We start from the raw sequence: 25,056 nt of genomic DNA, 5'->3' as shown, positions 1-25,056 counted from the left end.
GGGGAGACATACGCATAGTACGCGCGGACATCGCGGCGAAGCCGCTGGTGCCCTCGGCACATCAATGGAGATATTCCGATGGAAGATTGGTCTCAGACCCTAGGGACGGTTCCGCTTCTGCTCATTGCAGCAGGCGCGATCGCTCTCATCCTGTTGCTCATCATCGTCTTTAAGGTGCACGCCTTTTTGACGCTGATTATCGTCTCGCTGCTCACGGCTTTCGCCGCGCAGATCCCGGTCAGCGCTATTGCGTCGACTCTCACCGGGGGACTGGGAGGGACGCTCGGCACAGTCGCGCTGCTTGTCGCGCTCGGAGCGATGCTCGGGCGTTTGATCGAGCACTCCGGTGGCGCGAAGGCGCTCGCCGACAAGTTCGTCGATATCTTCGGCGAGAAGCGTGCGCCGTTTGCTCTCGGTATCGCGTCGCTGATTCTCGGATTCCCGATGTTCTTCGACGCGGGGCTCGTCATGATGCTCCCCATCGTGTTCGCCGTGGCGCGTCGCGTTTCGAAGAACAACGTGCTGCTGTTCGGAATCCCCGCCGCTGCCGCCTTTTCGGTGATGCACGTCTTCTTGCCGCCGCACCCCGGCCCCGTCACCGCGACGGAGCTCTATGGCGCAAACCTCGGCATCGTGCTGATCGTGGGTCTCATCATCGTCTTCCCGACGTGGTACCTCTCGGGTTACCTCTGGGGCAAGTTCGTTGCAAAGCGCATTCCGCTGCCGGTGCCGACCCTCTTCGGCGAGATCGACGACGACCAGCCCACCAACCCGCCGAAGCCTGGCACCATCGTTGCGCTGTTGCTGCTGCCGATGTTCCTCATCTTCATGAACACCGGACTCACGACTCTGACGAGCATCGGCGCTGTGAACGGCGACGACCTCTGGGTGCAGGTGCTCGTGCTGCTCGGCACGTCGCCCGTCGCCCTTTTGATCACGGTGCTCGTTGCCATGGTCGTGCTCGGTACTCGTCGCGGCGAGAAGGGCACAGCGATCGAGAAGCTCGTTGACTCGGCCCTGGGCCCGGTAGCTTCGGTCATTCTCATCACGGGTGCCGGTGGCATGTTCGGTGCAGTGCTTCGCGCTTCGGGCATCGGTGAAGCTCTTGCTGACACGCTCAGCGATCTGGGGTTGCCGGTCATCATCGCGGCCTACCTGATCGCCGTGGTTATTCGTCTCGCGCAGGGTTCGGCGACGGTCGCGCTCGTCACCGCTGCGGGCCTTGCGGCTCCCGCTGTGCTCGCTGGCGACTACAACCCGCTACAGGTTGCGGCGATCGTGCTCGCGACGGGTGCGGGTTCGGTGTTCGCCGGTCACGTGAACGACTCGGGCTTCTGGCTCGTCGGTCGCCTCATGGGTATGGACGTGAAGACGACGCTGAAGACCTGGACGGTGCAGCAGGCGATCGAGTCGGTGACGGCTTTCGTGTTCGTGCTGGGTGTGTTCGGCGTCGCGTCGCTGATCTAACCTTTCTCGCTCAACTCTTTGGAGGTACTCCATGTCTGACATCTTCGACATTTCGGGCCAGCTCGCGCTGGTGACTGGTTCAACGCGAGGGCTTGGGCGTTCGCTCGCGACGGGCTTGGCGAAAGCTGGGGCGCGCGTGATCGTGCACGGCCGGAGCGCCGACGCGGCAGCGCAGGCCGCCGCTGAGATTTCAGAAGAGTCGGGCACGCCCGCCGCATCGGTCGCGTTCGACGTGACCGATGCGGCGGGCGTGGAGGCCGGGGTTGCTGAGCTGATTGCCGCTCACGGGGTGCCTGGCATCCTGGTGAACAACGCGGGTGTGCAGCGGCGTGCGCCGATTGCGGAGTTCGCCGTCTCTGACTGGGATGACATCATCGCGGCGAACCTCAACGGTGTGTTCTACGTGTCGCGCTTTGTTGCTCCCGCGATGATCGAGCGCGGTTCGGGCAAGATCGTGAACGTGGCGTCGGTGCAGTCGCTGCTTGCTCGTCAGACGATTGCTCCGTACTCGGCATCTAAGGGTGGCGTGGTGCAGCTGACGAAGGGGATGGCGGCTGATCTTGCGCGCCACGGCATCCAGGTGAACGCGCTTTCTCCCGGATACTTTGCGACCGAGATGAACCGTGACTTGGTTGATGACCCGGAGTTCAGCGGGTGGCTCACGCAGCGGACTCCCGCGCAGCGCTGGGGAGACTTCGCCGAGCTCGATGGTGCGTTGCGCTTTCTGGTGTCGGATGCCTCGAGCTTCGTTTCGGGTCAGAACATTTTTGTCGACGGCGGCATGACCGCTGTCGTCTAACGCAGCGGTCGTCTGACCCCGGAAGAGATCTGAGCACATAAGAGATGAGTGACATGCGCGCGGCTTTTATCGACGGCAAAGATTCGCTTCGGATCGGAACGCTTGACGTTCCGGTGCCGACGAATGACCAGGTGCGCGTGCGCATCGAGTACGTGGGGATTTGCGGGAGCGACCTGCACTACTACTTCGAGGGTGCCAACGGCGCTTTCGTGGTGAAGGAGCCGTTGATTCCCGGTCACGAAGTGTCGGGGCGCATTGATCTTGACCCGGCAGGGGAGTGGAGTGCGGGTACGGCGGTGACGGTGCACCCGGCGACGTTCGGTGAGCCGCGCGAAGACCTCGCGGATGCTCCGCACCTGTGGCCGGGAGGGGCCTATCTCGGTAGCGCTTCAACGTGGCCGCACACGCAGGGTGGGCTGGTGGAGTACCTGCTGGTGGATCGCGAAATGGTGCGATTGCTGCCCGAGTCGTTGCACGTGCGTCGGGCCGTGCTTGCCGAGCCGCTCGCGGTGGCGATGCATGGCCTCGGCAAGGCGGGAGATGTGCGGGGCAAGAGGGTGCTCGTGACGGGTGTTGGGCCCATTGGTCTGCTCGCTGTTGCGGCCGCGGTTGCTGCGGGGGCAGCTGAGGTGACCGCAACCGACGTGTTTGCTGAGCCGCTCGAGCGTGCTCGCGCTTTAGGTGCGACCGTGGCACTGAACGTGACGCAGGATGCCGTGCCGGAGAGCGCCTACGACGTGGTGCTGGAGTGTTCGGGTGTTGCTGCGTCGATCAATACCGCGGTGAAGGCTGCGGCGATCGGCGGGACTGTCGTGCAGGTAGGCATGGTGCCGAATGCGGAGCGGCCGCTGAATATCGCGCCGTTCATTTCGAAAGAGCTGAGCTGGTTCGGCACTTTTCGGTTCAACGATGAGATCGACCAGGCGATCGCGCTGCTCGATGCGAACCCAGGTATCGAGGATGTCATTACGCACGTCGTGCCCGCCGACGACGCCGTTTCGGCATTCAACGTCGCTCGTGACTCTCGGGCCTCGGGCAAGGTCGTTGTCGAGGTGTGGCCGGCGCGGTAATGGGCGACGGTTCGATCATGAAGCCTTAGTAAGGGTAGGGTTACCTATGTTTGCTAACCGGTGACACCGTCTTCTCGAGGAGTTTCATGATCCCCCCACAATCTCGCCTGTCTATCCGCAAGCGAGCGGTCGTCGCCGCGGCCACCGTTGTCGCCGCGGCGCTCGCGCTGTCTGGCTGTGCGGCGGCGGATGAAGCCACGACCACCAGCGACGCGACTGCGGCAAGCGATGCATTTCCGGTGACGATCGAAAGCGCTCTTGGATCGGTGACGATCGAGGAGGAACCAACGCGTGTCGCGACGTGGGGTTGGTCGTCGCAGGATGCCGTGCTTGCGCTCGGGATCGTGCCCGTAGCGATGCCCTACAACTCTTACGGCGGAAACGACGAGGGCGTATTGCCGTGGGATGCCGATGCGATCGCCGATCTTGGTGGCGAGACGCCGATGCTGCTGAGCGGTTCGGATACCGGTGAAGTGCCGGTTGAAGAGTTCATCGAAGCCGACCCCGACATCATCCTGGCCCCCTATTCCGGCATCACACAGGAGGAATACGACACGTTGAGCAAGATCGCTCCGGTCGTTGCCTACCCCGACGAGCCATGGTCGCTGGGGTGGCAGGATCAGCTGACGACGATCGGCGAGGCTCTCGGCAAATCAGCAGAGGCAGCGGAGCTAGAGGCAAACGTCGCGTCGCAGATTTCTGACCTCGCAGCCAGTGCTCCGGTGCTGGAGGGAAAGACGTTCGTCTACGTCTCGGCACTCGAAGCGGATCAGCTGAACATCTTTCGCGCCAGTGACCCGCGCGTTGACCTGCTGACACAGTTAGGGATGGTCGTTAGCCCGAACGTTGCTGACCTCGACGCCGACCCGACAGCGGGCAGCTACTTTTACCAGCTGAGCTACGAGAATCTCGGTGAAATCAACGCTGACTTGATCGTCGGATACTTCGACAGTCAGGCCTCGGTGGATGCTTTTCTCGCTGACCCGTTGGTCGCTGCCATGCCTGCCATCAAAGAGGATCGGTTCGCGCCGGTCGTTGGTGAGTCGTTTGTGATGGCGAGCAGTGCCCCGACGGTACTGTCGATCCCGTGGATGCTCGACTCTTATGTTCCGGAGCTTGCTGCGGCTGCAGACAACGTCGGTTGATTCTTTGGCGATAGGTCAGCGGCGCGTTCACGGGCGCGTCGTGATTGCGCATACGGTCGCGGTGATCGCTCTTGTGTTGGTGGGGCTTGCCAGTATTCTGGTCGGCGCATCGGGGCTCGACCCGGTCACCGTGATCGGCGCGATTTTCCATTACGACCCGCAGAGCACCGCTGACCTGATCGTCGTGCAAAAGCGTTTGCCACGAACCCTTGTCGGGTTGCTTGTGGGATGTGCCCTTGGGCTCGCGGGTGCTGTTGCTCAAGGGCTGACGCGTAACCCGATCGCAGACCCGGGGCTCTTGGGCGTGAGCTATGGGGCATCGCTCGCTGTTGTGCTCGGCACGTCGATAACGGGCGCGATGGCACTCAGTGGCTACGTATGGTTTGCGTTTTTGGGTGCCGCGATCGCTTCGGTTGTCGTGTTCGCTATCGCCTCGCTTGGGCGTGAGGGGGCGACCCCGGTGAAGCTCGTGCTGGTCGGAGCGGCCGTTTCGGCGGCGTGTGGCTCGATCATCACGGCGATACTACTGACGAGCCGAGCGGCGCTCGACACCATGCGTTTTTGGCAGGTAGGGGCGATCGCTGGACGCGGCTACGACGTGTTCTGGCAGATGCTGCCGGCCGTCGTTCTGGGTGTTGTTCTTGCGCTCTTGCTCGGACGGCAACTCAATGGGCTTTCGCTCGGAGATGACGTCGCGCGCGGGTTGGGGCAGCGTGTCGGGCTCACTCGCGTGATCGGGGCAACGGCAATCGTGTTGCTGTGCGGTGCGGCGACAGCTGCCGCCGGACCGATCGTTTTTGTGGGCCTTGCCGTGCCGCACATTGCGCGCGCGTTTGTCGGCCCGGACTATCGGCGAGTGATCACGTTTTCTGCGCTCGTCGGACCGATCGTGATTCTCGGATGCGACATCATCGGTCGCCTTGTTGCGGCTCCGGGCGAGCTCGAAGTCGGGATCGTCACGGCGTTTGTCGGTGCGCCGTTCTTTATCGCCATGGTGCGACGACGGAAGTTGCCAAGCCTGTGACCCGCACGGATGTCTCGCTCATCACGACTGCGGCCGCGCGGCGGCGCTTAACGCGACGGTCGGCGTGGCGCAAGAAGACTGTCGTGCTCGCGGCGCTCATCGCGTTGATCGTCATTTTTGCTCTTCTTTCGCTCACACTCGGAAAAGCATCGGTGAGCGTCAGTGAAGTCTTTGCCACGATGGTCGGGCAGGGCACAGCGATGACGGAGCTTGTGGTCGTAGAGCTGCGACTACCGCGTATCTTGACCGCGATCGTGGTCGGTGCGTGCCTTGGAATGTCGGGCTCCGTTTTTCAGAGCACGTTGCGAAACCCGCTGGCAAGCCCCGACATCATCGGTATTACGGCTAGCGCGAGCGTTGTCGGGGTCGTCTGCATCGTGTCGTTCGGGATGAGAGGCTACCTGTTGACGCTGACCGTGATCGTGGGCACCTTGCTGGCTGCGGTGCTGATGTATGTGCTGGCGTGGCGCGAAGGGCTCAATGCGTTTCGGCTCGTGCTTGTCGGTATCGGTGTGGCAGCGTTTTGCGCCGGATTCGTGTCGTTCATTCTGAGTCGGAGTGACATCAGAGACGCGCAGTCTGCTCTCGTGTGGGTGACCGGGAGCCTGAGCGGCGCTAGCTGGCAGGCACTGTGGCCGATGACGGTGTGTGCTGTGATCATCGTGGGGTTGGTGGCCATGCTCAGCCGCCCCGCGCGCATTCTTGAGTTGGGCGATGACACTGCGGCGGGGCTCGGCATCCCGGTAGAGAAAATTCGGCTTGCGACGCTCGGCTGCGCCGTGGCGCTGGCTGCCATCGCGGTGTCGACCGTTGGTCCGCTGGCGTTCGTGGCGCTCGCAGCAGGTCAGATAAGTCGGCGGCTGTTGGGCGCCGGATCGTCGGGGGTCGCGGCTGCGGCGTGCGTGGGAGGTGCGCTGTTGCTGGGTGCTGACATCATCGCTCAGCATGCGTTGCCCGCTACGCCGTTGCCGACCGGTGTGGTGACGGGATTGGTCGGTGCACCCTTTTTGATCTGGCTGCTTGTGAGAGCGAGCCGAACCGGCAACGAAAGCGGACAATGACAGACTCTTCTGCGCACTCACTCGCCGCGGCACATTTGGCTCTCGGATATCGCGACCGCCGCATCATCGACGGACTTGATGTCAAGATACCGGCGGGCGCGATTACGGCGATCGTCGGCCCGAACGCGTGTGGCAAGTCGACGTTGCTGCGGGGGCTTTCGCGGTTGCTTGCCCCGACTGAGGGCAAGGTGCTGCTCGACGGCAAAGACATTCACTCGATGCACACTCGGGAGGTTGCGACCGTGCTTGGTCTGCTGCCGCAAGCGCCGCAGGCACCGGACGGAATCAGTGTTGCAGACCTCGTGGGGCGCGGTCGTTACCCGCATCAGGGGTGGTTTCGAAAGTGGAGCGCTGAAGACGACGAGATCGTGCACGCGGCGATGGAAGCGACCTCGGTCGTGTCGCTTGCGGCGCGCAATGTGGATGAGTTGTCGGGAGGTCAGCGTCAACGAGTGTGGATTGCGATGGCGCTTGCACAGCGTGCGGAGGTGCTGCTGCTGGATGAGCCGACGACGTATCTAGACATCACACATCAGATCGAAGTGCTGGATCTGCTCGTCGATGTCAACAGAGACTCGGGGGCCACTGTCGTGATGGTGCTGCACGACCTCAACCTCGCGAGCCGGTACGCCGACCATCTCATCGCGATGCGCGATGGTCGAATCGTGGCGCAGGGGGCCCCGACCGATATCGTGACGGCAGACTTGGTGCGCGAAGTGTTCGACCTCGATTCAGTCGTTCTGCCTGATCCCGTGGGTGGAACTCCCAGGGTGAGCGCGATCGGGCGTCACCACCGCTTAACGCCCTAGGGCTTTCGGTACCTCTTCGCCTCTGCGGCAAAGTCGGGCCTGCGCCATCTGCGATGTGCAGCGATTCTGCCGGCAGGGGTTCATGGAAGATCTGTCGAGGAATATATCGCTACGAAATTTTGCGAAACGTATCCGAATTTTGCACGTCGAGAGAATGCCGTTTTTATTTCGAGATCAGGCTCTTCGGTGATTCGGCACGCATGGGGCAGCGTTCAGACCGCATACACGTACATTTTAAGAGACAGTTTTGAAACGCTTCAGAAACACAGTCGCTTTAACGTCTAGCCGTTCCCCGTTGACGGCGCCGCAGGTGCAGGGAGTACCCCTATGCCTGCATACGTCCGCCGGCGAGGCAACGTCCCTATTCACCCGAAAGGACTGTCTTGGCTCGTCGATCAATTCCCTTAACTCTCGCGCTCATATGTGCGCTTGTGGTGGCTCCCGCGCTGTCAGCCGCGGCTTTCACACCACCCCCAGAAGATCCGCCTAGTGCGAGCGTGGCCGATGAAGCGGTGGCGTCCGGTGATCATTGGCGAGTCATGCCTACGGAAAGTGGGTATCTGGTAACGCTCGATCTTGACGAGCGGCTCCCCATCAAATCGGATGCTCCGACGCTTTATGCGGATCATCAATTGCTTGGCATCGCAACCGAGTCGGAAGATGGATTGTCGCTGTCTTTCCTGAGCGACGACGAGGCTCTGGTCAAAATTACGTCGGTGACGCGGGGGTGGAGCGCGAGCGGTGAAATTAGCGCCACCAGCAGCCACAGCGCAAGCCGAATGATGAGCCTTTTTTCGACGGTGGCTGATGAGTCGTCGGCGAGCGTGTCAGCGAAGACGCAGGTGACAGTTGTCTCTGACGATGGGGAAGACCCCGGCGCTCCAGGTCCTTACAGCGTCGATGAGGTCGAATACGACTTCGGAAACGCGGCGATAGACCTGGAAGGGATGACGAATTCGCGCGGAGAGATGACGGGCAAGCTTTATCTTTCATCGGCAGAGGGGGAGCGCCCGGTTGTGCTGTTGCTGCATGGCCGTCATTCTTGGTGTCACGGAAGCGACTGGCCCTGCGCAGATGGCGTCGCCAACGTTCGCAGCTATCTCGGATACGAAGGCACTGCCCGTGCTTTGGCTTCGCATGGTTACAACGTGATCTCTATCGCGGCAAACGCGATCAACGCGTGGGACAACCCGCGCTCTAGTGATCTCGGAGCACAGGCTCGCGGAGCGCTTGTTCTCGAGTCTTTGGGCATGCTCCGATCGCTCGATGGGGGTGACACCGTCAGCTACGAGGACACGCTCCTCGATCGGACGCTGGATTTCGATCAAGCGATCGAGTACGCGTCGACCCGAGCCGATCAACCGGCGCCCGCATCCAAAATTACGGCAGCAGATTTGCGCGGACGGTTTGATCTCACAAGAGTGGGTTTGATGGGTCACTCACGTGGTGGCGAAGGTGTCGCGGCGGCTGCGGAACTGAACGAAGAATTGGCTCAGCCGTTCGGCCTTAAAGGTGTGCTGCCATTGGCTCCCGTTGATTTTGGTCGACGCACGATCGCCGACATCCCAACTGCCGTGGTGCTTCCGTACTGTGACGGCGACGTCTCAAACCAGCAGGGGCAGAAGATCATCGACGGCTCAAGGCGTGCCTTCGATGACGATGCTCTGCGTTCGGCCGTATGGGTGATGGGCGCTGATCACAATTTCTTTAACAGTGTCTGGACTCCGGGAAAATATGACTACGGCTGGCCGGGAGACGACTGGGGCGCTTCGGACAGTCCCACTTGCGGTTCGAACGCGCCCACCCGCCTCAGTGCTGACGAGCAGTATCAGGTCGGGGTGTCGTACATGTCTGCCTTTTTCCGGTTGACAGTTGGTGGCGAATCTCAGTTCCAGTCGATTTTTGATGGATCCGTGAAGCCTGCAACTCCTGCAACCAAGGACTTTGCGGATGTACGCATCATCGCGACGCAGCCGCACTCCGCAGAGACACTTGTTAATGATTTGGCTGCGCCAGCTGATTCCGTGTCCACAACGGGCGGTGGCGATGCGACGGTCTGTGCAAGCGTTTCTTCGCGGGCCACACCGCAGCAGTTTGACCCGTGTGCACCGGCTTCATCGACCTCGCGCTTTCCGCACTGGTCTCCAGCCTCGCGTGCTCCCAACGTGGAGGCATACCCGGTGACCACGTTTTCGTGGGCTCAGGCGGGAGACGCGATGCGCGTCGAGCTCCCAGAGAGTGCGCGTGACGTCTCTTCGCGAACGCAGTTGTCTTTCAAAATGTCGCCGCACGAATCGGTCGCTGACTCGATCGATTTGCGTGTCGTCGTGACTGATGGCGGCGGGCACAGCGCGTCGGTTTTGGCGTCCGAGATTAATCCTCTTGCCACTACGCGCATGCCGACTTCTGACTGGTCTTCGGAGACGTGGGCTTTGAAGAAGATCGTGCTGCAGGAGGTTGTTGTACCGGTTTCGGATCTGAGCGGCATTGACTTGAGCGACGTACGGTCGGTGACGTTCGAGAGTGTCGCAGACGCACAGGCGAGCTCGGGACGCGATGCGGCCTACCTGTCGGATGTTGCATTCGAGACGCCTGCGCTGGGAACGGCCACGCCCGGATCACGCTCGACAGTTAACGTCGCGACCCTCGCGACCGACGAGGGCGACGATACCCACCAGCAGTCGATCGCGGTGTATCTCGACGAGCCGTCGAGCGAACCCGTTACTGCCGCATTGAGCTTGCTCAATACGAGCGGACTCAAGGCGGGGCCCGAGGCACTGCGAGTTACGATTCCCGCGGGTGAAACGTGCCTTGCGGTCTCGGTGCCGCTGCGCGGTGACACGGCTGCAGATGGCGGAACCCAGTGGATAATGACGAACGTGACGGCGACGACGGGCGCCGTTGCTGGGTCTAAGTCCTTCGGCTGGCTGAGCATTCGCGACGACGAGAAGGCGGTTTCGCCTGCGCCGCAGACAAACCCATACGGAATTGCGGGTGATGCTTGTGCGGAGCACGCACTTGTTGTAGCACCGCCGACTCTAGAGTTGAGTTCCTCGGACGTTCAGCCCGGTGTGGCGGTTGCGGCGACGGGTCGTGGCTACCGCCCTGGCGAGCTGGTGACGTTCTCGTACGCGGGAGCGGTGACGGCGTCGGCTGTCGCCGATAGTGACGGTGCAGCCAGTGCTGAGATCACGGTTCCGGAGAACGCAACGCTCGGGGCGGCTACTGTGAGCGCTCGTGGTTGGGGGAGCACGATCGTTGAGAAGGCAGACGTTCAAGTTGCCTACGAGACGACAGTCGATCTCGATGTCGCATCGAGTGAGCTCGATACCGAAGACGCTCTCACCGCATCGGCCCGGGTGACGGTGGCGGACCCGATCGACACTGTGGATCTGGATGGCGGATTGATTGCGGAGTACGCACTTGATCAGACGTCTGGTTCGACTGTGCCCAACACTGCCCCCGACACCAAATTCGGTGCAGCGCAGGTGCAGGGCGCGGCGTCGTGGCTTGACGGCGAGGGGCTCAGTCTCGACGGATCGGATGACTGGGTTCAATTGCCTGACAATCTGATAACGGGTTTGGATGCCTTGTCGGTAAGTATTCAGGTGAAGCTGACCCCGGGTGTCGGAGGAAACTCGTGGCTGTGGGGCTTCGGCAATAGCGTCAACGGGGCTGGTGACGGATACGTCTTCGTGCAAGACAAGCCCAACCTGCTCGCTGGAGCGACCATCGGACCCTGGTGGACGTTGCAGTCTGTGCAGGGGCCGGGGCCGTTGGAACGCGGCGAATGGAAAACCGTCACCTATACACAAGGCGGCGGCATAGCCGAGATCTACGTTGATGGCGAACTCGTGTCACAGAGCGCCGAAGTCACGCCTGAACCCGGGCAGGTCGGTGGGGGCCGAACCACCAATAACGCCATTGGAAAATCGGTGTGGGGATCTGACGTGCTGCTGCAAGGCGCGGTCCGAGACTTCCGGGTTTACGATCGCGTACTCGCCCCCGCAGAGATTGGTCGGTTGGCAGGTGAACAGGCCGCGTCGGCGCCAGAAGCAACGGGCACGCTTGCACTGTTCGATGGTGACACGAAGCTCGCAGAAGTGGCGTCTGAGACGGCGGCGCGCTCGTCGTTGCCTACCGATGGCGCGGCATCGGCCATGACCGTGCAGACGGCGATGTTCACCACGACGCGCGCGGCCGAGGCGGCACCCGCCGCTACGGCACGTGTTCCGATGCGCGCTCGCACAGCAGTAGGTACGGGATGGGTGTCGTTCGACCCGGTCGTAGGTCTGGCTGATGGAAAGCACGAGCTGAGAGCGGTCTACACGGGTGATGGGGCGACGTTCGCCGCACAGTCTGCTATGACCAGTGTGACTGTGGTGGACGCAGCAGTGATCGTACCGGGTGTAGAACCTACACCGCCTTCAACATCGCCTGGTGATGGTGACAGCGGTGGCGGGAGCCCTGATGCGGCGGGTGCGCCGCAAGCAGCAACCGGTGCACTAGCGGTCACTGGCGGATTCATCGGGGTGGGGGTTGTGGGGGTCGCGTTCGCGCTCACGGCTCTCGGGCTCTGGCTGACGGTAGTGCGGCGCCGCCGCGCGGAGTCGGAGTTGCTTGACGACTGATCTGTAACGATTACGGTGGCGGGGTGCGTTGGCACCTCGCCACCGTAATCGTCGGTCGCGGTGGAACCACCACAGGATTGCAAGAGGGTTTGCCGTCGCGTGACATCGATCAGCGCGCGTTGCTGAGAAATAACAAGTGCTAGTCGGGCGTTTCAGAAGGGCGGTCGGACCTCATCTGATGCGCTCGCAGATACGGCGGACACCGGCGGGTCTGATATCGACGGATGTTTCTCCGGTAGGACTGGGTCGGGTTCGAATGCGACGCCGGGTGGTTTGTCGGTGTAGCTTCGCCCGGTCGGTGATGTCCACTCGAGGACTCCGTCGCCTTTTTGCTTCACCGTCCACCTGCTCGCGTGCTTCAAACTGTGATGCCGTCGACACAGATGCGCGAGGTTGTGCTGATGTGTTGGTCCGCCGAGCGCTGCATCGACTGTGTGATCAATGTCGCATCGGTGGGTGGGCATGCGGCATCCGACGAACCGGCAGTGCTGATCCCTAGCCCTAAGTTGCCTTTTGAGTTGATCGTTGGGTCGGTATCGGTCAACCGAGACCACGGTTCCGGTGACGGGATGCGTGAACACGCGATCCCACCCCGGCGCAGCTCCCGCGAGCCGCCGGGCACTCTCGGGATCAACCAGACTCAAGCCGGACAGATCCGCGGGTGTCGATGCAGTGCCCGCAAGCGTCGTCGCCGGCACCGTGACCTGCACAATCGCGCGGATCGCTCCCAACCCGCCACAGTCGTCACCCGCGAGCGGGTCAAGGCTTGGCACTGACGTGAGCAGCATGTCGGAGAACAGGTCGGCCCGGATCTGATCGGTCGTCCGCCGATCATCCACAGGCTGCTCGTGTTCCCGTGTGCCGTAGTCCGACCGCCCCGCTCGGAAGTCTTTCAACGCCCGCGCCTGCTGGGTGAGCCGGTTGAAGATCCCATGCGCTTGCACTGACGGCAGTACCGCGTTGAGTGAACTCATCCCATCGGCCAGGTCGAACAGGCGCACCGTGCGGGTCGCGTTCGCATCATCGAAACGTTCCTGCAGCGTCCGCGGCTGCGCTTTCTCCGCAAGGGCCGCAGCGAACCCGCGCAACCGGCCCGGGGTCTCCACTTCAGCGACCGCGACAACTTCGTGGTCGTACTGGGCTTTGGCTGCGGCATCCGTTAGGTTTTCGCCCGCCCGCAAGACGGCTTGTACGTGCCGTTCCGAGACACGCCCCGCGCTCCATGACGCGAACGTCTCGGGGTAGTGCTCGGTGATTTCCATCGCGTCGTCGATGCGGTTTTGCGCGGTGCGATCCGACATCCGTAGCGCCGCCCCGAGTTCTGCTGCCATGGAGCGCATCGGAATCTCTCGTTCCCGCGACTCACGAGACGCGATCAAGCGCATCTCAGCGAGTGCCATCCGCCCGGCTTCGGCGAGGTCCGCTGCCAGCGCAGCTTCGAGCTGCGCGATCTGCGCCACGCGAGATTCTGCCGACAACACAACCTCAGCCCGGGTACGAGCCCCGGGCGAGTGGTGTGTGGTCGTGTTCTCTGACATGACTCAAGTATCGAACATACCTCCGACATTGACCACCCCAAAGCACCCCAAAAAGCCCCGATGTGAATAACTTTCTCAAAAGAAATTTGGGGAGAAGAGGATGGCCCGAAACCACCCGAAAAAGCTATCGTGGCCGCATGAGCGAAACACCAGTGACCTCAGCCAGCACATACGGCATCGTCGTCGCCTGGGCCTCAGGCCTGGCGCTCGGGCTGCTGATGGGCCTCGGGCTGAGCGCCGTGATTCAAGACCTCTGGTGGGGCCTCGGCCTCGGCCTCGCTTCCGGCCTCGTGCTCGCGCTGTCGATGCTGCGCTGGGCACGCGGCGTCAATAGCGGGCAACCCAGCCGCACCGAGCGTCGAATCAACGACACCGACTACGGCCCGATGGGCCCTGGCGTCTATGGCGCGGGCCACGCGGGTCGCGACGGCGGAACTGGCCGCTAAGCCCGCCCCACCCCAAAGCTAAGCCTTACGGGCGGCCCATGCCGTAGTAGGTCCAGCCGGCGGCGCGCCACGCGGCGGCGTCGAGGCAGTTGCGTCCGTCGACGATGACGGTGCCGGCCGTGAGGGATGCCGCGTGCTCGGGCGAGAGCTGGCGACGGTATTCGTCCCATTCGGTGACGACGATGACGGCATCCGCACCGGTGAGAGCTTCGTCGCGGTCGAGCACGTACCCGAGCTGGGGGTGCACGCGCTGGGCGTTTTCGATGGCGGCGGGGTCGGTGACGGTGACCTTGGCGCCGAGTCCGTGCAGGCGCACGGCGACGTCGAGGGCGGGGGAGTCGCGGATGTCGTCGCTGTGAGGCTTGAACGCCGCGCCAAGTACGGTGATCTTCTTTTCGTAGACCTGGCCTCCGAGGCCTTCAACGACGAGCTGCACGGCGCGTTCGCGGCGGCGCATGTTGATTTCGTCCATTTCGCGCAGGAACGCGACCGATTCGCCGCGGCCGAGTTCTTCGGCGCGTGCTGAGAATGCGCGGATGTCTTTGGGGAGGCATCCGCCACCAAAACCGATGCCGGCGCCCAAGAACTTGCGGCCGATGCGGTCGTCGTGCCCGATGGCGTCGGCGAGCTGGGTGACGTCGGCTCCGGTGGCTTCGGCGATCTCGGCCATCGCGTTGATGAACGAGATCTTGGTGGCCAAGAACGCGTTGGCGGATACCTTGACCAGCTCTGCCGTTGCATAGTCGGTGACGATGAACGGCGTGCCCTTGTCGATGGAGGGGTAGTAGATTTCGCGCAGGATGTCGGCTGCGCGCTCGCCCTCGGCGCCCGCGGGTATGCCAGCTACGAGGCGGTCGGGGTCGATGGTGTCTTGCACGGCCCAGCCTTCGCGCAAGAACTCGGGGTTCCAAACGAGGGTTGCGCCGGTGGTCGTGACCTTTTTGGCGAGGTCTGCCGCGGTGCCGACGGGAACCGTCGACTTGCCCGCAACGAGGTCGCCCTCAGATAGGTAGGGGAGCAGGCCCTCGACAGCGGCGTTGACGTAGGTGAGGTCTGCCGCGTAGCCGTCTTTTTGCTGCGGGGTGCCGACGCCGACGAAGTGCACCTTGGAGCCCTGTGCCTCGGCCATGTCGGTGGTGAAGCGAAGCTTGCCCGACTCGATGCCGGCCGTGAGGATCTCTTGCAACCCAGGCTCAAAGAAGGGAGCCTTGCCCTGCGAGAGGGTATCGATCTTGTGCTGGTCGACATCGATGCCGACAACGTCGTGACCGATGGATGCCATGGCTGCCGCGTGAACGGCACCCAAATAGCCACAACCAATGACCGAAAGCTTCATGAGACTCCCCGAGCGCACGTTTGCTGCCAGTGGGCAGCACGTTCTATTACATCAGAGTGACGTTTCTTGCGGGGACGACGATCGCACTTAGGCGCGTCCGAGCCTTTCGACCGCTTGCCGTACTGCTTTCGGCTCGACTTTGTCTGCAGCGTAAATTTTGATGCGTTGGCTTAGCTCATCACTTACCGAACGGAACTCCCGCTCTATTTTTTCGAGAGCCTCCGGAGGAGAGACCACGACGGCAAAACTCACATCTGTGCCTTCTGCCAATACTCGTTCTATGCGTGCCCGGAGTAGGCCCAAGCTCGTCGGACTCCAGGCACGCGGTGTCTGAACCACGACTCCGACACCGCCCACCGTTAGTTTGAAATCTACAATCGGGGGATTGCCTCGCCCCGCACCTCGAACTGGCTCGGATCGGCCTACCTGATTGCCGTCTGCAAGCTCTGAAATCCACTTGGGGATTCCCGTCGATTCAGCGCCGGACTGTGCTTGGCCAGAATCGTCGACGTACTCGTCGCCGTCGGGTTCGCTCATTCGGGTCGAGTCATCGGACGAGGTCTTGTTGGATTGGTTTTTCGCTTTCCGGAATGTCCGCTTGTCTCGGCTCATTGCGGAAAGCTGTTTGAGTAGCGCGTCTTCAGTGTCTTGCTCGATACCCGAACCGCGCAGCGTGGAGATGAAGTCTGCCATCTCGTCTTGCTCGTATTCGAGAGTCATTCCAGCCACTTCGAAGCTTTTAGGAAGTCTCCCAACCAACGCCAGTAACCACGCAACGCCGGTAATAACGAGGATTGTGCTTGCCGCGAGATCGGAGGGGTGCTCTTTGGTCAGCACAAGTACTGCTCCGAATGCGGAGATAATGCCGAGCAGACCCAAGAGCCAGCGAACCCAGGTGGGTAATGTGTACGCTCCCGAGCGAGCTGACGGCTCCGTCGTTTCTTCTGTCACGAGGGCGAGCCTAGCGACTTGCTACGACACGAGCTCGAATCGGGCTACATCGAACGCGTGTCATGCTGTGCTTGCTGTGTCCCCAGCTGCATCACCGCAAGTAGCGTGGCGGAAAGTATGAGACGGCCTTGAATCGCAAGGCGCCGGGCTCAGCCGACCTCTTGAGCCGAATGCTCACTCAATGACGTAGTCGCCGATCCGCCAATCGGCGATGTGCGACATCTCTTCGGCAGCTGCGCGATGTTCAGCGCAGTCCCGAAACGCAATAAAGCTCTCTTGATCAACAAACGTCGAGTCTTCGACCACAACGCGGCCTTTACGCTCATCGAGAGACATCTCGATCCGCCAAGACGAAACACCGGGGAGAACAGCTAGCCCACGCAGAGTGTGCAGCGCGTGGGCCAGTCGTTCTTCGGGCACGTCTTTATACACATCGAACAGAACGATGTGCCGATACGGCATGAGCTACTCGCGGATCGAGTCGACGTGGTCGTGGTACCAAGCGACAGTGCGTTCCAGACCCTCTTGCAGCGAAATCTTCGAGTTCCACCCGGCATCAGCAAGCTTCGACACGTCGAGCAACTTCTGCGGTGTGCCGTCGGGCTTTGTCGTGTCCCAGTCGGTCTCGCCGCTGAAGCCGGTGACGCCAGCAATCGTCTCCGCGATCTCGCGGATGGTCACATCGCTACCGGTGCCGACGTTGACTTGATCGGGCCCGTCGTAGTGCTCCATGAGGTGCAAGCAGGCATCGGCCATGTCGTCGGCGTGCAAGAACTCGCGGCGCGGAGTGCCCGTGCCCCAGTTGGTGACTGTGCCCGAGCCGCTCTTCGCCGCGTCGTCGTAGCGACGAATCAGCGCTGGCAGCACGTGCGAACCCTTGGGTGAGAAGTTGTCGTTCGGCCCGTAGAGGTTTGTGGGCATCGCCGAGATCCACGGCAGCCCGTATTGGCGGCGAACCGCCTGCGTCTGCAAGATGCCCGCGATCTTGGCGATCGCATAGGCGTCGTTCGTGGGCTCGAGGTGCCCGGTAAGCAGCGAATCTTCGCGAATGGGCTGCTCGGCAAACTTGGGATAGATGCACGATGAGCCGAGAAACAGCACGCGCTCCACGTCGTTTGCGAGAGCTGCATCAAGCACGTTCACCTGAATGCGCATGTTGTCGCTCAAGAAATCGACGGGGTACGTGCTGTTAGCGAGGATGCCACCCACCTTTGCCGCAGCAAGCACAACGTACTTGGGCTTGGCTTCAGCCATGTAGCTGAAGACCTGATCACGATCTTTCAGATCGAGCTCAGATGACGTCTTGCCGACGATGTTCTCAAAGCCCGACGACTCAAGCTTTCGAACAATGGCAGACCCAACGAGCCCGCGGTGCCCGGCGACGTAGAACGTGGCGTCGCGGTCGAGTTCTTGCGGTGTGTATTCGACGCCGTCGACAGCGGTCACGCGGTGCCCCACGAAGCGAGCTTGACGGGGTCAATCCACTCAGGGCCTACTTCAAGTGCTTTCACATCCGCATCAACCATGAGCTTGGCCAGCTGATTCCCGTCGATGGTGGCCTTCCATCCGAGCTTCGCCTGAGCTTTTGAAGGGTCACCGATGAGAGCATCAACTTCGGTGGGGCGCAAGTAGCGCTCGTCGAACTTGACGAAGTCGTGCCAGTCGAGACCGACGTGCTCGAACGACGCATCGAGAAACTCACGGATCGTGTAGCCAACGCCGGTCGCGAGCACAAAGTCGTCGGGTTCGTCGGCCTGCAGCATGCGCCACATGCCTTCGACGTACTCAGCGGCATAACCCCAGTCGCGAACGGAGTCGAGGTTACCGAGGTAGAGGTCTTTCTGACGCCCGGCCTTGATACGAGCAACAGCACGCGTGATCTTGCGCGTGACGAATGTCTCACCGCGGCGCGGAGATTCGTGGTTGAACAGGATGCCGTTGACGGCAAACATGTCGTAGGCCTCGCGGTAGTTCTTGGTAATCCAGTAGCTGTAGAGCTTTGCAGCGGCGTAGGGCGAGCGAGGGTAGAACGGCGTCTCTTCGTTCTGCGGCGGGGGAGTCGCGCCATAAAGCTCGGAAGACGATGCCTGGTAGAAGCGTGGGCGAATGCCAGCCATGCGCACGGCCTCGAGAAGGCGAACGGTGCCGGTGCCGGTCGTGTCTGCGGTGTGCTCGGGCTCATCGAACGAAACGCGCACGTGCGACTGTGCCGCGAGGTTGTAGACCTCATCAGGATTGATCTCGGCGAGCAGCGTGACGAGTCGTGCGCCATCGCTCAGGTCGCCGTAGTGGAGAAAGAGCATTGCCGCGGGGTCATGCGAGTCGACATAGAGATGGTCGATTCGCGAGGTGTTGAAGGTCGAAGCGCGCCGGATTAGCCCGTGCACTTCGTATCCCTTCGAAAGCAAGAGTTCTGCTAGATAAGAGCCGTCTTGGCCGGTGATTCCGGTGATAAGTGCGCGTTTCGTCAAGAGCGTTGTCCCAATCGATCTAGCTGGCCGGATGCGTCACCACATTGGTTCTGGGTAACGCTTGATTTTAGCGGCACCTTGCTTCCGGATTGTGTCCGTCGGCTCCGAAGCAGCGACTTCCCTGTGACTTCAAATGGTTAAGCTAGCCTGAGTCAAGTCCGCCGCCACTACCTTTCGCTCGGTACAGGAGCCTCAGTGACACTTCGCCCCCTGTCGACCCTTCCGCTGCGGGTCGGCTTGAAGCTGCGCCTGAGAAGGGCCAAGCGAGAACGAGATGCTCAACAGAGTTCCCTGCGGGAGACGCTCAGACAAATATCACGACGCCCTCCCCGACCTGCCGGAGCCACCGTCGATGACGTTCTATTCGTCGATATTCATCCGTATGCTCTGGTCGGGCATCAGCTCTCCGCATGGATGAGCGGCTATCTTTGGGCTCGGGACCTCCAACTGGAGCTTGAATCAGCACAGTTCTCCAAGGATCCTCAGGGTACGTATGCGGTTGGGACGAAATCAGCGCCTAAGGTCGGGGCTCGGAGGATTCTTTTACCATCCGTAAACGATGAACGGGACCCGACTTCGATTCAGCTCCTTGCTGCACGAGTGGAGTTGGCGCGTCGCAGATGGCCCGAGGAACGGCTGCGTTTTGAATTGGCGCTGGATCAGCCCAGATGGGACCTTACCCCAGCGTCCGAAGCGCTGAGGATTGCCGTACTGAGAGGACCGCTGGGCGATCGGCTTCGCGAACTCGAGGCCACGGCGCCGTACGTCGCAATCCACATAAGAAGGCCAGCGTCGGTGGGAGAGATCTCTCCGCAAGCGCACCCAGATCGATGGATCGACGCCTCTTGGTACGTCAGAGTGATTTCAGAAATTCGGTCTGTCAAGGAACTGCGTGAAATACCCATTCGCATCATCTCGCTAGGTGGAGCGTCAGAGTTTGAGCAGCTGGCTCGATTGGAAGGAGTCGAGCTCTGCCTCAATGGCGATCGGGACGACGATTTTCTTCGGCTTGCGGCGGCGCGCGTGCTTGTGTTCGCACCGAGCTCATTTAGCTATAACGCCGCCCTTGTCTCCAAGCAAGCGGTCATCGGCCGGGCGCCATGGTGGCATGAAATCCCTTCGTCGGGGCGCTGGGTCCGCCTTGGGCCAGATGGCGAGCTCGACAGGGCGCTACTTGAGCGTGCGCTGGTACCGCGGTTGCACTCAAGCTAAGAGTGACCGGAAGTATCGTTCAAGTGCACGGAGCGTTGTACCGGGGCTCCGCCGGAGAGGTGCAGGAGACTTGAGGAAGATACGCGTCTTTTACGTTCCAAATGAGCAGGGAAGCTTCCGGCAGGTTGGGTTGAGGCGCCCCCTGCTGAACCTTCAACAAGCTGGTCTAATCCAAGCAACCCGAGTATTCAGCCTAAAATGGAGGCAGGAAACGGGGGCGCGGCAAGAGCGAGAAGAGTCAAGGAAAGATCTTGTCCGTGCGGTTCGAGATTTCCGGCCGACACACGTTGTTATGCAGCACCTCGGCGGAACGGGGCTGAAACGCACGCACTTCAGAGACATGCGCGAAGCTTCTGACTTTGATTTCATATACCACGAGGCCGACCCCTACCTTGCTCCTTTGCATCCTTTGCCCAAGGAAGCCGCGATCGCCGGTAGCTTTGCTGACGTCGTCTTCACAGTTGGAAGTGGGCGATTCTCGAATGCCTTTCGCCGCGCCGGTGCAAATGACGTGCGCTGGGAGCCGAGCCCATTTGACCCCGAGCGCTACCCGGTACCAAAACTCAGTGGCCGCAAGCCGCAGCACGACGTGGTGATAATTGCGAATCGAAACCGTCCGCGCCTCAGAGGTTTACCCAACTGGCGGGACCGAATCAGGTTCGTGGGACTTATGCAGGAAGCATTTGGGGAGCGCTTGGCCATATACGGGAACGGTTGGAACGGAGTGGGCGCTCTCGGCCCCGTGCCTTTTGAACTGCAGACACAGGCAATTGCGAGCGGTTTGATTAGCGCGAACTGGGACCACTTTGCCCGCGAACCTAAGTACTTCTCGAACCGCCTGCCCATTTCTCTTCTGGCCGGAGGGGTGCACGCCACTACTTTGCACGACGGATACGGTGAGATATTCGGTCGAGGCACAGAACAGTTCCTAATCACTGCAAGGACGCCCGAGGCACTAGTTGAGAGAATAGAGAGGCGTCTCCAGAGCGGGGACCGCGCAGATTGGCATGAGGCGGCGGTCGCTGGGCGTTCCTTCGCGTTGGAACACTTCCGACAGGATGATCAGTTGGTTCGATTTCTGAACTTTCGACACGAGATTGTGGATCCCATTGCGGCTCGTCGAGCGTGGGATCTCTCCTCTACTCCCCTCGAGGAGATGTAGTGTCGACCGGCGGTCGCCTCTTTCGCGGCGCGGCTTGGTTGTATGGCGCGCAACTATTTTCAATCATGCTTCAAGTTGCGTACGCAGCAATCACTTCTCGAATTGCCGCACCAGCGGCATTCGGCGACTACAGCGTTGCATTAACCGCAACGGGGTTAATAACTGTTTTAGCATCCGGCGGCCTTGCACAATCCGTGGGACGCATGCAATCTCTGCCGAAGAGCGAATTGGGATCGATCGCATCTTTCGCTGGATGTCTGGGGCTGATCAGCGGGCTCGCCACTCTTCTGCTGTCAGCACCGCTTAGCTGGATTTGGGCCGCACCGGGCTCTGCTCCAGTCATCGCACTTCTTTCAATTAACGCGCTCACCGCTCCGATGTTTGGATTCCTTCTCGGGCTGCTACGCCGCACGGGTAGGTTCAGAAAACTTGCGATCTACACACTTGCAAGCAACTTATGCGGAATGACAATTGGTGCTGTTCTCGTGGGGATATTCCAGAATGCTGAGGCGCTAGTAGCTTCAACGATTCTTTCTCAGACGATGCTTCTGGCTATTATTTGGGTAACGGTGAGGCGAGAGTTCACGTTTTCGAAGATTTCATGGTCGAGTGAGGAGGTCGCGTTCAGCGGGCGTATCACCATCGCGAGCGCCATTCAGTATGCCTCGGGAAACGTTGTTCGATTAGCGGCGGCTCGAACGCTAGGCGCCCCGATGATCGGTCAGTGGAATCGCGCGGAAGTCCTAGCAACTCTGCCTTTTCAGCAGATACAAGCGGTGATGGTTCAGGTCGTTTACCCAGAGTTCCGCCACCATCGTGACTCAACATTACGGGCCCACAATGTCTGGTCGGATTTGTTGGCAATGGTCGCTTGGGTAACGTGGCCCCTCGGCGCGATAGCAGCAACAACGCTACCCTTTGTGATTCCAGTTGTCTTTGGTAAAGGGTGGGAGCCGGCAGCAGATTTCTCGAGGCTGCTCGCGTTAGCTGGAGGAATTCAGCCGGTCCATATGATGCTGTTGGCTGCCGTTGAGGCGCTGGCTTTATTCCGCATCGTGTGGACTGTAAGCGCCGTCCAACTCGTTACACAAGTGCTCCTGGTTGTGGGCTTAGTCGCTTGGGGAGACCCCAGACTTGCCGTTAGCTCCTTGCTATTTGCCAATGTCGTCGGCCATGTCGTGACCATCTGGATGGCTTCGCGCAGAGGACTCCTTAACTTACGAGCGCTCTCCGTTCAGTATCTTATGGTTGCTGTCGCATCGATGTTTGTAGCCGCCCTCGTGTACACGACTATTTACGCGCTATTTCTAAATCCAACTCCGGCGGGTGCGATCGCCATCGCTATAGTTTGGCTTGTAGTATTCGCGGCAGCCATTCGTTTCCGCGAATCCCTGCCCCCCGTTCGGTTCGCGCGCAGATTTGGCCTGTTTGGGCCCAAAGCCTAACCTCAGAGTTGACTCACTATTCGCGCAGGAGAACCGGCGACAATCGAGTTCGGAGGCACATCCTTGGTGACAACGCTGCGAGCGCCAACCACGGATCCGGAACCGATGGTCACTCCTTTTAGCACCAATGAGCCGTACCCGATGAACACATCATCGCCGATAACGATGCGGTCAGTACTGTTCGGCTCGGGCATGCGGGCATGTCTTCGCCCTGCGGCTTCTAGCGGGTGAAAATCGGTATCCGCGATCGTGGTGTCTGCGCCAAAAAGGCATCGGTCGCCTATCACGATCGAGAGCGCTGAGCAAATGGTAGTTCCGCTCATTCCCACTTCGTCACCGATTTCGATCGACGCACCGCTGAGTAGAGTGCGAAGGATGACTGGCTTGGATACTCCCAGCGCCGTATACCGGGAGTCGCTACAAAAAACCACGTCGCTACCGACCCTGATAGTCGAACCTGCCGTTCTCGTGACGATAGGAATACCATAGAAACGAGCCCGCGGCCCTGACAGCGCCCCCTCACCGCGCAATACTAGCCGACCTTTTTGCGACCAGTAAATCTTTATCAGTGCCATTCGCGCACGGCCCACGATGTTAGCTCCCATGTAACCTCACCCCGCTTCTCATCAGTTCAGTCCGGTGCGCAACTAGTGCTTCGTCGGAGAATCTTGACTTAATGACTTGGGCGGGGTTTCCTGCCGCAATTGAGTTCGGTGGAATATCGTCACGCACGACTGAACCAGCTGCGACAATGGAGTGGTCACCAATTGAAACCCCTGAGAGGAGTACCGCTCCGAATCCAATCCAGCAGTCAGACCCAATCGTTAGCGTGAGGCTGAGCCGCGTGGGCGCGTCCCTTACCCCAGCCGCCTGCCGAACCGTGCTCCCAACCTCGTAGATGTCGTGATCTTTGCGACCGATGACACCTACATTGTTGGCAATCAAGACATGATCTCCGATCGATCCGTCGACTTCAATGGTCGAATTTCGGCCGATATATACGTCGTTCCCAATGGTCATGCGTCGTGGAGCCCATACCGTTACATTTGGACCTGCGGCGAAGCGTTCGCCGACTACCACGTTGGCGCGGAAGACCCTTCGGTGAATGCGCCAGGTGCGGAACGCGTGTAAAAATCGACTCATTATCTCCCCGAGTTCAGTCTGTAGTGCGCGCACACATTCGCGGTATTTGCATGCGCGCGCATTAATTTTCGGTCGACTGCAGTCGACGACAGATCCGATTCAGCAGACCGCTGCGCTAGCGCCCACCCCAAGAAGAGACAGACGTACCAAGGCCACGAATAGCTCCAGCCGTAAACCATCACGATCACGATTATGGCGGCTGGAGTGATCCCGATCTGTGCTCTCCTATTGATCGCGACTATAAGTGCAATAGCGCAAAATCCGAGTAAAAGTGCTAGCCCTAGTAGGCCCGCTCTCAAGAATACGGTCAGGTACCAATTGTGTGGAGCAAACTCGACCCATCTGCCCGCGCCTTCGTATCGGCCGTACCCGGAGCCAAACGGTTGTCCGAAGAGTACATCGATAGGACCTCGCTCGATTGCCTGATTCGCTAGTGCTAGCCAACTCACTACCCTCGCGTCGTAGGTTCCTGTGTCGGTGGATGATCTTTGAAGAACTCCAAGCGCTGTGTCCAGGACGCCAGATGCCACCAACAGCAGCCCGACGAATCCCGCGCCGATAGCTCCGATGAGCAGCCTTAGCTTCACTCTTGCCGTCGACAGTGCAACGCAAAGTAGCAGTCCTAGGATCGCAGCAACCCAAACTGTGCGTTGCTGAACGAGAAGAACAGTGAGCGTAAAAGCGCCCACCGTCGCAAGGCGTCCGAGCCTGCGAGTACTTGGGCGATGGACGACTAGCAGAAGGCAAAGCACCAAAGTCAGCGCCTGCCCCGAGGCGAGTGGACGTAGTGTCTGCCCTACGTCGCCGCCCGCGGTGACGATGAAGTCTTCAGCTGTCCCGAGGCCGTATTTGGCTACGTGATACGCCGCCACTACGACGAGGCCCCAACCCAGCCGAAGTGCGAAGCGATACATTTGCTCCGCTAGCGTTCGCCAATCTTGACAAAATGACCAGATGAGGATCGATGCCGGGTACAAGAACGCGCGGTACTCGTTGACGACCTCACCCGTGTCAAAGAGAAGTAGACCTCTAATGAAGCTGACTAGCAGGACCAGCACCAGAAAATACCACGCAAATGAGGCCCTAGGTCTGTGCTTCGAAAGAAGCTTCGATGCGCTCAGGCCGATCAGGGCAAAGCTGAACAAGTCGAGGAAGTATATGCTCATTCCTGCAACCGTAAATAATGGTGCTGGGTTTGGGACTTCCCACGAAATCAGCACTATTGCGCCCGTGACGTACGCGCCGCTTATTGGCCACCGCTTCAAGACATAGAGAACGCCGGTGGCGATGAGTAAAGCAGCCAGAGCTTGCATGCCGTACCAAATAAAGTCGATGAAGATCATCCT

Annotated in this window: 22 protein-coding genes; 13 read left to right on the top strand and 9 right to left on the bottom strand. The window is 60.6% G+C overall.

Going from position 1 to position 25,056, the window contains the following annotated elements:
* The first annotated feature begins 78 nt into the window (after positions 1–78).
* The 8 genes from G6N83_RS04210 to G6N83_RS04175 all read left to right on the top strand — a co-directional run bounded on the left by G6N83_RS04210 (position 79) and on the right by G6N83_RS04175 (position 12,006).
* Positions 79–1,467, top strand: a complete 1,389-nt coding sequence (locus tag G6N83_RS04210) for a GntP family permease (RefSeq protein WP_165139596.1) — start codon at positions 79–81, stop codon at positions 1,465–1,467.
* Positions 1,468–1,498: 31 nt separating this feature from the next.
* Positions 1,499–2,266, top strand: coding sequence for an SDR family NAD(P)-dependent oxidoreductase (locus G6N83_RS04205; RefSeq protein WP_165139594.1), 768 nt, complete (start codon positions 1,499–1,501; stop codon positions 2,264–2,266).
* A gap of 53 nt (positions 2,267–2,319) precedes the next feature.
* Positions 2,320–3,336, top strand: a complete 1,017-nt coding sequence (locus G6N83_RS04200) for a zinc-binding dehydrogenase (protein WP_165143108.1) — start codon at positions 2,320–2,322, stop codon at positions 3,334–3,336.
* Between the two features lie 86 nt (positions 3,337–3,422).
* On the top strand, positions 3,423–4,481 hold the full coding sequence (locus tag G6N83_RS04195; RefSeq protein WP_165139591.1) for an iron-siderophore ABC transporter substrate-binding protein: 1,059 nt from the start codon (positions 3,423–3,425) through the stop codon (positions 4,479–4,481).
* Positions 4,441–5,505, top strand: coding sequence for a FecCD family ABC transporter permease (locus G6N83_RS04190; protein WP_165139588.1), 1,065 nt, complete (start codon positions 4,441–4,443; stop codon positions 5,503–5,505). Before G6N83_RS04195 ends, G6N83_RS04190 begins: the two co-directional genes overlap by 41 nt.
* Positions 5,502–6,566: a FecCD family ABC transporter permease gene (locus G6N83_RS04185; protein WP_166769985.1), complete on the top strand. Its 1,065-nt coding sequence runs from the start codon at positions 5,502–5,504 to the stop codon at positions 6,564–6,566. The genes G6N83_RS04190 and G6N83_RS04185 overlap by 4 nt, the downstream gene beginning before the upstream one ends.
* Positions 6,563–7,375 (top strand): ABC transporter ATP-binding protein, encoded by an 813-nt coding sequence (locus G6N83_RS04180; protein WP_165139582.1) that lies wholly within the window; start codon positions 6,563–6,565, stop codon positions 7,373–7,375. Before G6N83_RS04185 ends, G6N83_RS04180 begins: the two co-directional genes overlap by 4 nt.
* A 539-nt stretch (positions 7,376–7,914) precedes the next feature.
* On the top strand, positions 7,915–12,006 hold the full coding sequence (locus G6N83_RS04175) for a LamG-like jellyroll fold domain-containing protein (protein WP_165139580.1): 4,092 nt from the start codon (positions 7,915–7,917) through the stop codon (positions 12,004–12,006).
* A gap of 152 nt (positions 12,007–12,158) precedes the next feature.
* Here G6N83_RS04175 and G6N83_RS04170 read toward each other — a convergent pair whose 3' ends face one another.
* Complete coding sequence (locus G6N83_RS04170) at positions 12,159–13,544, bottom strand: HNH endonuclease signature motif containing protein (protein ID WP_165139578.1); 1,386 nt, start codon at positions 13,542–13,544, stop codon at positions 12,159–12,161.
* Between the two features lie 137 nt (positions 13,545–13,681).
* Here G6N83_RS04170 and G6N83_RS04165 point away from each other — a divergent pair, with 137 nt between their 5' ends.
* Complete coding sequence (locus tag G6N83_RS04165) at positions 13,682–13,990, top strand: hypothetical protein (protein ID WP_165139576.1); 309 nt, start codon at positions 13,682–13,684, stop codon at positions 13,988–13,990.
* A gap of 25 nt (positions 13,991–14,015) precedes the next feature.
* Here the strand turns inward: G6N83_RS04165 and G6N83_RS04160 are convergent, their stop codons facing one another.
* The 5 genes from G6N83_RS04160 to gmd form a co-directional block, all read right to left on the bottom strand.
* A complete protein-coding gene (locus G6N83_RS04160) occupies positions 14,016–15,326 on the bottom strand; it encodes a UDP-glucose dehydrogenase family protein (protein WP_165139574.1) in 1,311 nt (436 codons plus the stop codon).
* 87 nt (positions 15,327–15,413) lie between these two features.
* Complete coding sequence (locus G6N83_RS04155; RefSeq protein ID WP_165139572.1) at positions 15,414–16,277, bottom strand: hypothetical protein; 864 nt, start codon at positions 16,275–16,277, stop codon at positions 15,414–15,416.
* 174 nt (positions 16,278–16,451) lie between these two features.
* A complete protein-coding gene (locus G6N83_RS04150; RefSeq protein ID WP_165139570.1) occupies positions 16,452–16,739 on the bottom strand; it encodes a Dabb family protein in 288 nt (95 codons plus the stop codon).
* Between the two features lie 3 nt (positions 16,740–16,742).
* Positions 16,743–17,723: a GDP-L-fucose synthase family protein gene (locus tag G6N83_RS04145; protein ID WP_165139567.1), complete on the bottom strand. Its 981-nt coding sequence runs from the start codon at positions 17,721–17,723 to the stop codon at positions 16,743–16,745.
* Positions 17,720–18,748: a GDP-mannose 4,6-dehydratase gene (gmd, locus tag G6N83_RS04140; protein ID WP_165139565.1), complete on the bottom strand. Its 1,029-nt coding sequence runs from the start codon at positions 18,746–18,748 to the stop codon at positions 17,720–17,722. The genes G6N83_RS04145 and gmd overlap by 4 nt, the downstream gene beginning before the upstream one ends.
* 795 nt (positions 18,749–19,543) lie before the next feature.
* Between gmd and G6N83_RS04135 the strand changes: the two genes are divergently transcribed.
* The 3 genes from G6N83_RS04135 to G6N83_RS04125 all read left to right on the top strand — a co-directional run bounded on the left by G6N83_RS04135 (position 19,544) and on the right by G6N83_RS04125 (position 22,567).
* Positions 19,544–19,960: a hypothetical protein gene (locus tag G6N83_RS04135; RefSeq protein WP_165139562.1), complete on the top strand. Its 417-nt coding sequence runs from the start codon at positions 19,544–19,546 to the stop codon at positions 19,958–19,960.
* Between the two features lie 292 nt (positions 19,961–20,252).
* Positions 20,253–21,122, top strand: a complete 870-nt coding sequence (locus G6N83_RS04130; protein WP_165139560.1) for a glycosyltransferase — start codon at positions 20,253–20,255, stop codon at positions 21,120–21,122.
* The gene (locus G6N83_RS04125) at positions 21,122–22,567 is read left to right on the top strand and encodes an oligosaccharide flippase family protein (protein ID WP_165139558.1); all 1,446 of its coding nucleotides are present in this window, start codon (positions 21,122–21,124) and stop codon (positions 22,565–22,567) included. Before G6N83_RS04130 ends, G6N83_RS04125 begins: the two co-directional genes overlap by 1 nt.
* A gap of 2 nt (positions 22,568–22,569) precedes the next feature.
* On the opposite strand, the gene G6N83_RS13905 is transcribed toward G6N83_RS04125, so the two are convergent.
* The gene (locus G6N83_RS13905) at positions 22,570–22,890 is read right to left on the bottom strand and encodes an acyltransferase (protein ID WP_165139556.1); all 321 of its coding nucleotides are present in this window, start codon (positions 22,888–22,890) and stop codon (positions 22,570–22,572) included.
* A gap of 271 nt (positions 22,891–23,161) precedes the next feature.
* Positions 23,162–23,512: a DapH/DapD/GlmU-related protein gene (locus G6N83_RS04115; protein ID WP_241246315.1), complete on the bottom strand. Its 351-nt coding sequence runs from the start codon at positions 23,510–23,512 to the stop codon at positions 23,162–23,164.
* Between G6N83_RS04115 and G6N83_RS13850 the strand changes: the two genes are divergently transcribed.
* Positions 23,471–23,698 (top strand): hypothetical protein, encoded by a 228-nt coding sequence (locus tag G6N83_RS13850; RefSeq protein WP_241246355.1) that lies wholly within the window; start codon positions 23,471–23,473, stop codon positions 23,696–23,698. The two genes, G6N83_RS04115 and G6N83_RS13850, sit on opposite strands and share 42 nt — an antisense overlap.
* Positions 23,699–23,709: 11 nt before the next feature.
* Here the strand turns inward: G6N83_RS13850 and G6N83_RS04110 are convergent, their stop codons facing one another.
* On the bottom strand, positions 23,710–25,053 hold the full coding sequence (locus tag G6N83_RS04110; protein ID WP_165139550.1) for a hypothetical protein: 1,344 nt from the start codon (positions 25,051–25,053) through the stop codon (positions 23,710–23,712).
* Positions 25,054–25,056: the final 3 nt, after the last annotated feature.

Source organism: Microbacterium endophyticum (genome assembly GCF_011047135.1).
GTDB classification, from domain to species: Bacteria; Actinomycetota; Actinomycetes; order Actinomycetales; family Microbacteriaceae; genus Microbacterium; species Microbacterium endophyticum.
This window is presented reverse-complemented; position numbering and strand designations above follow the sequence as displayed.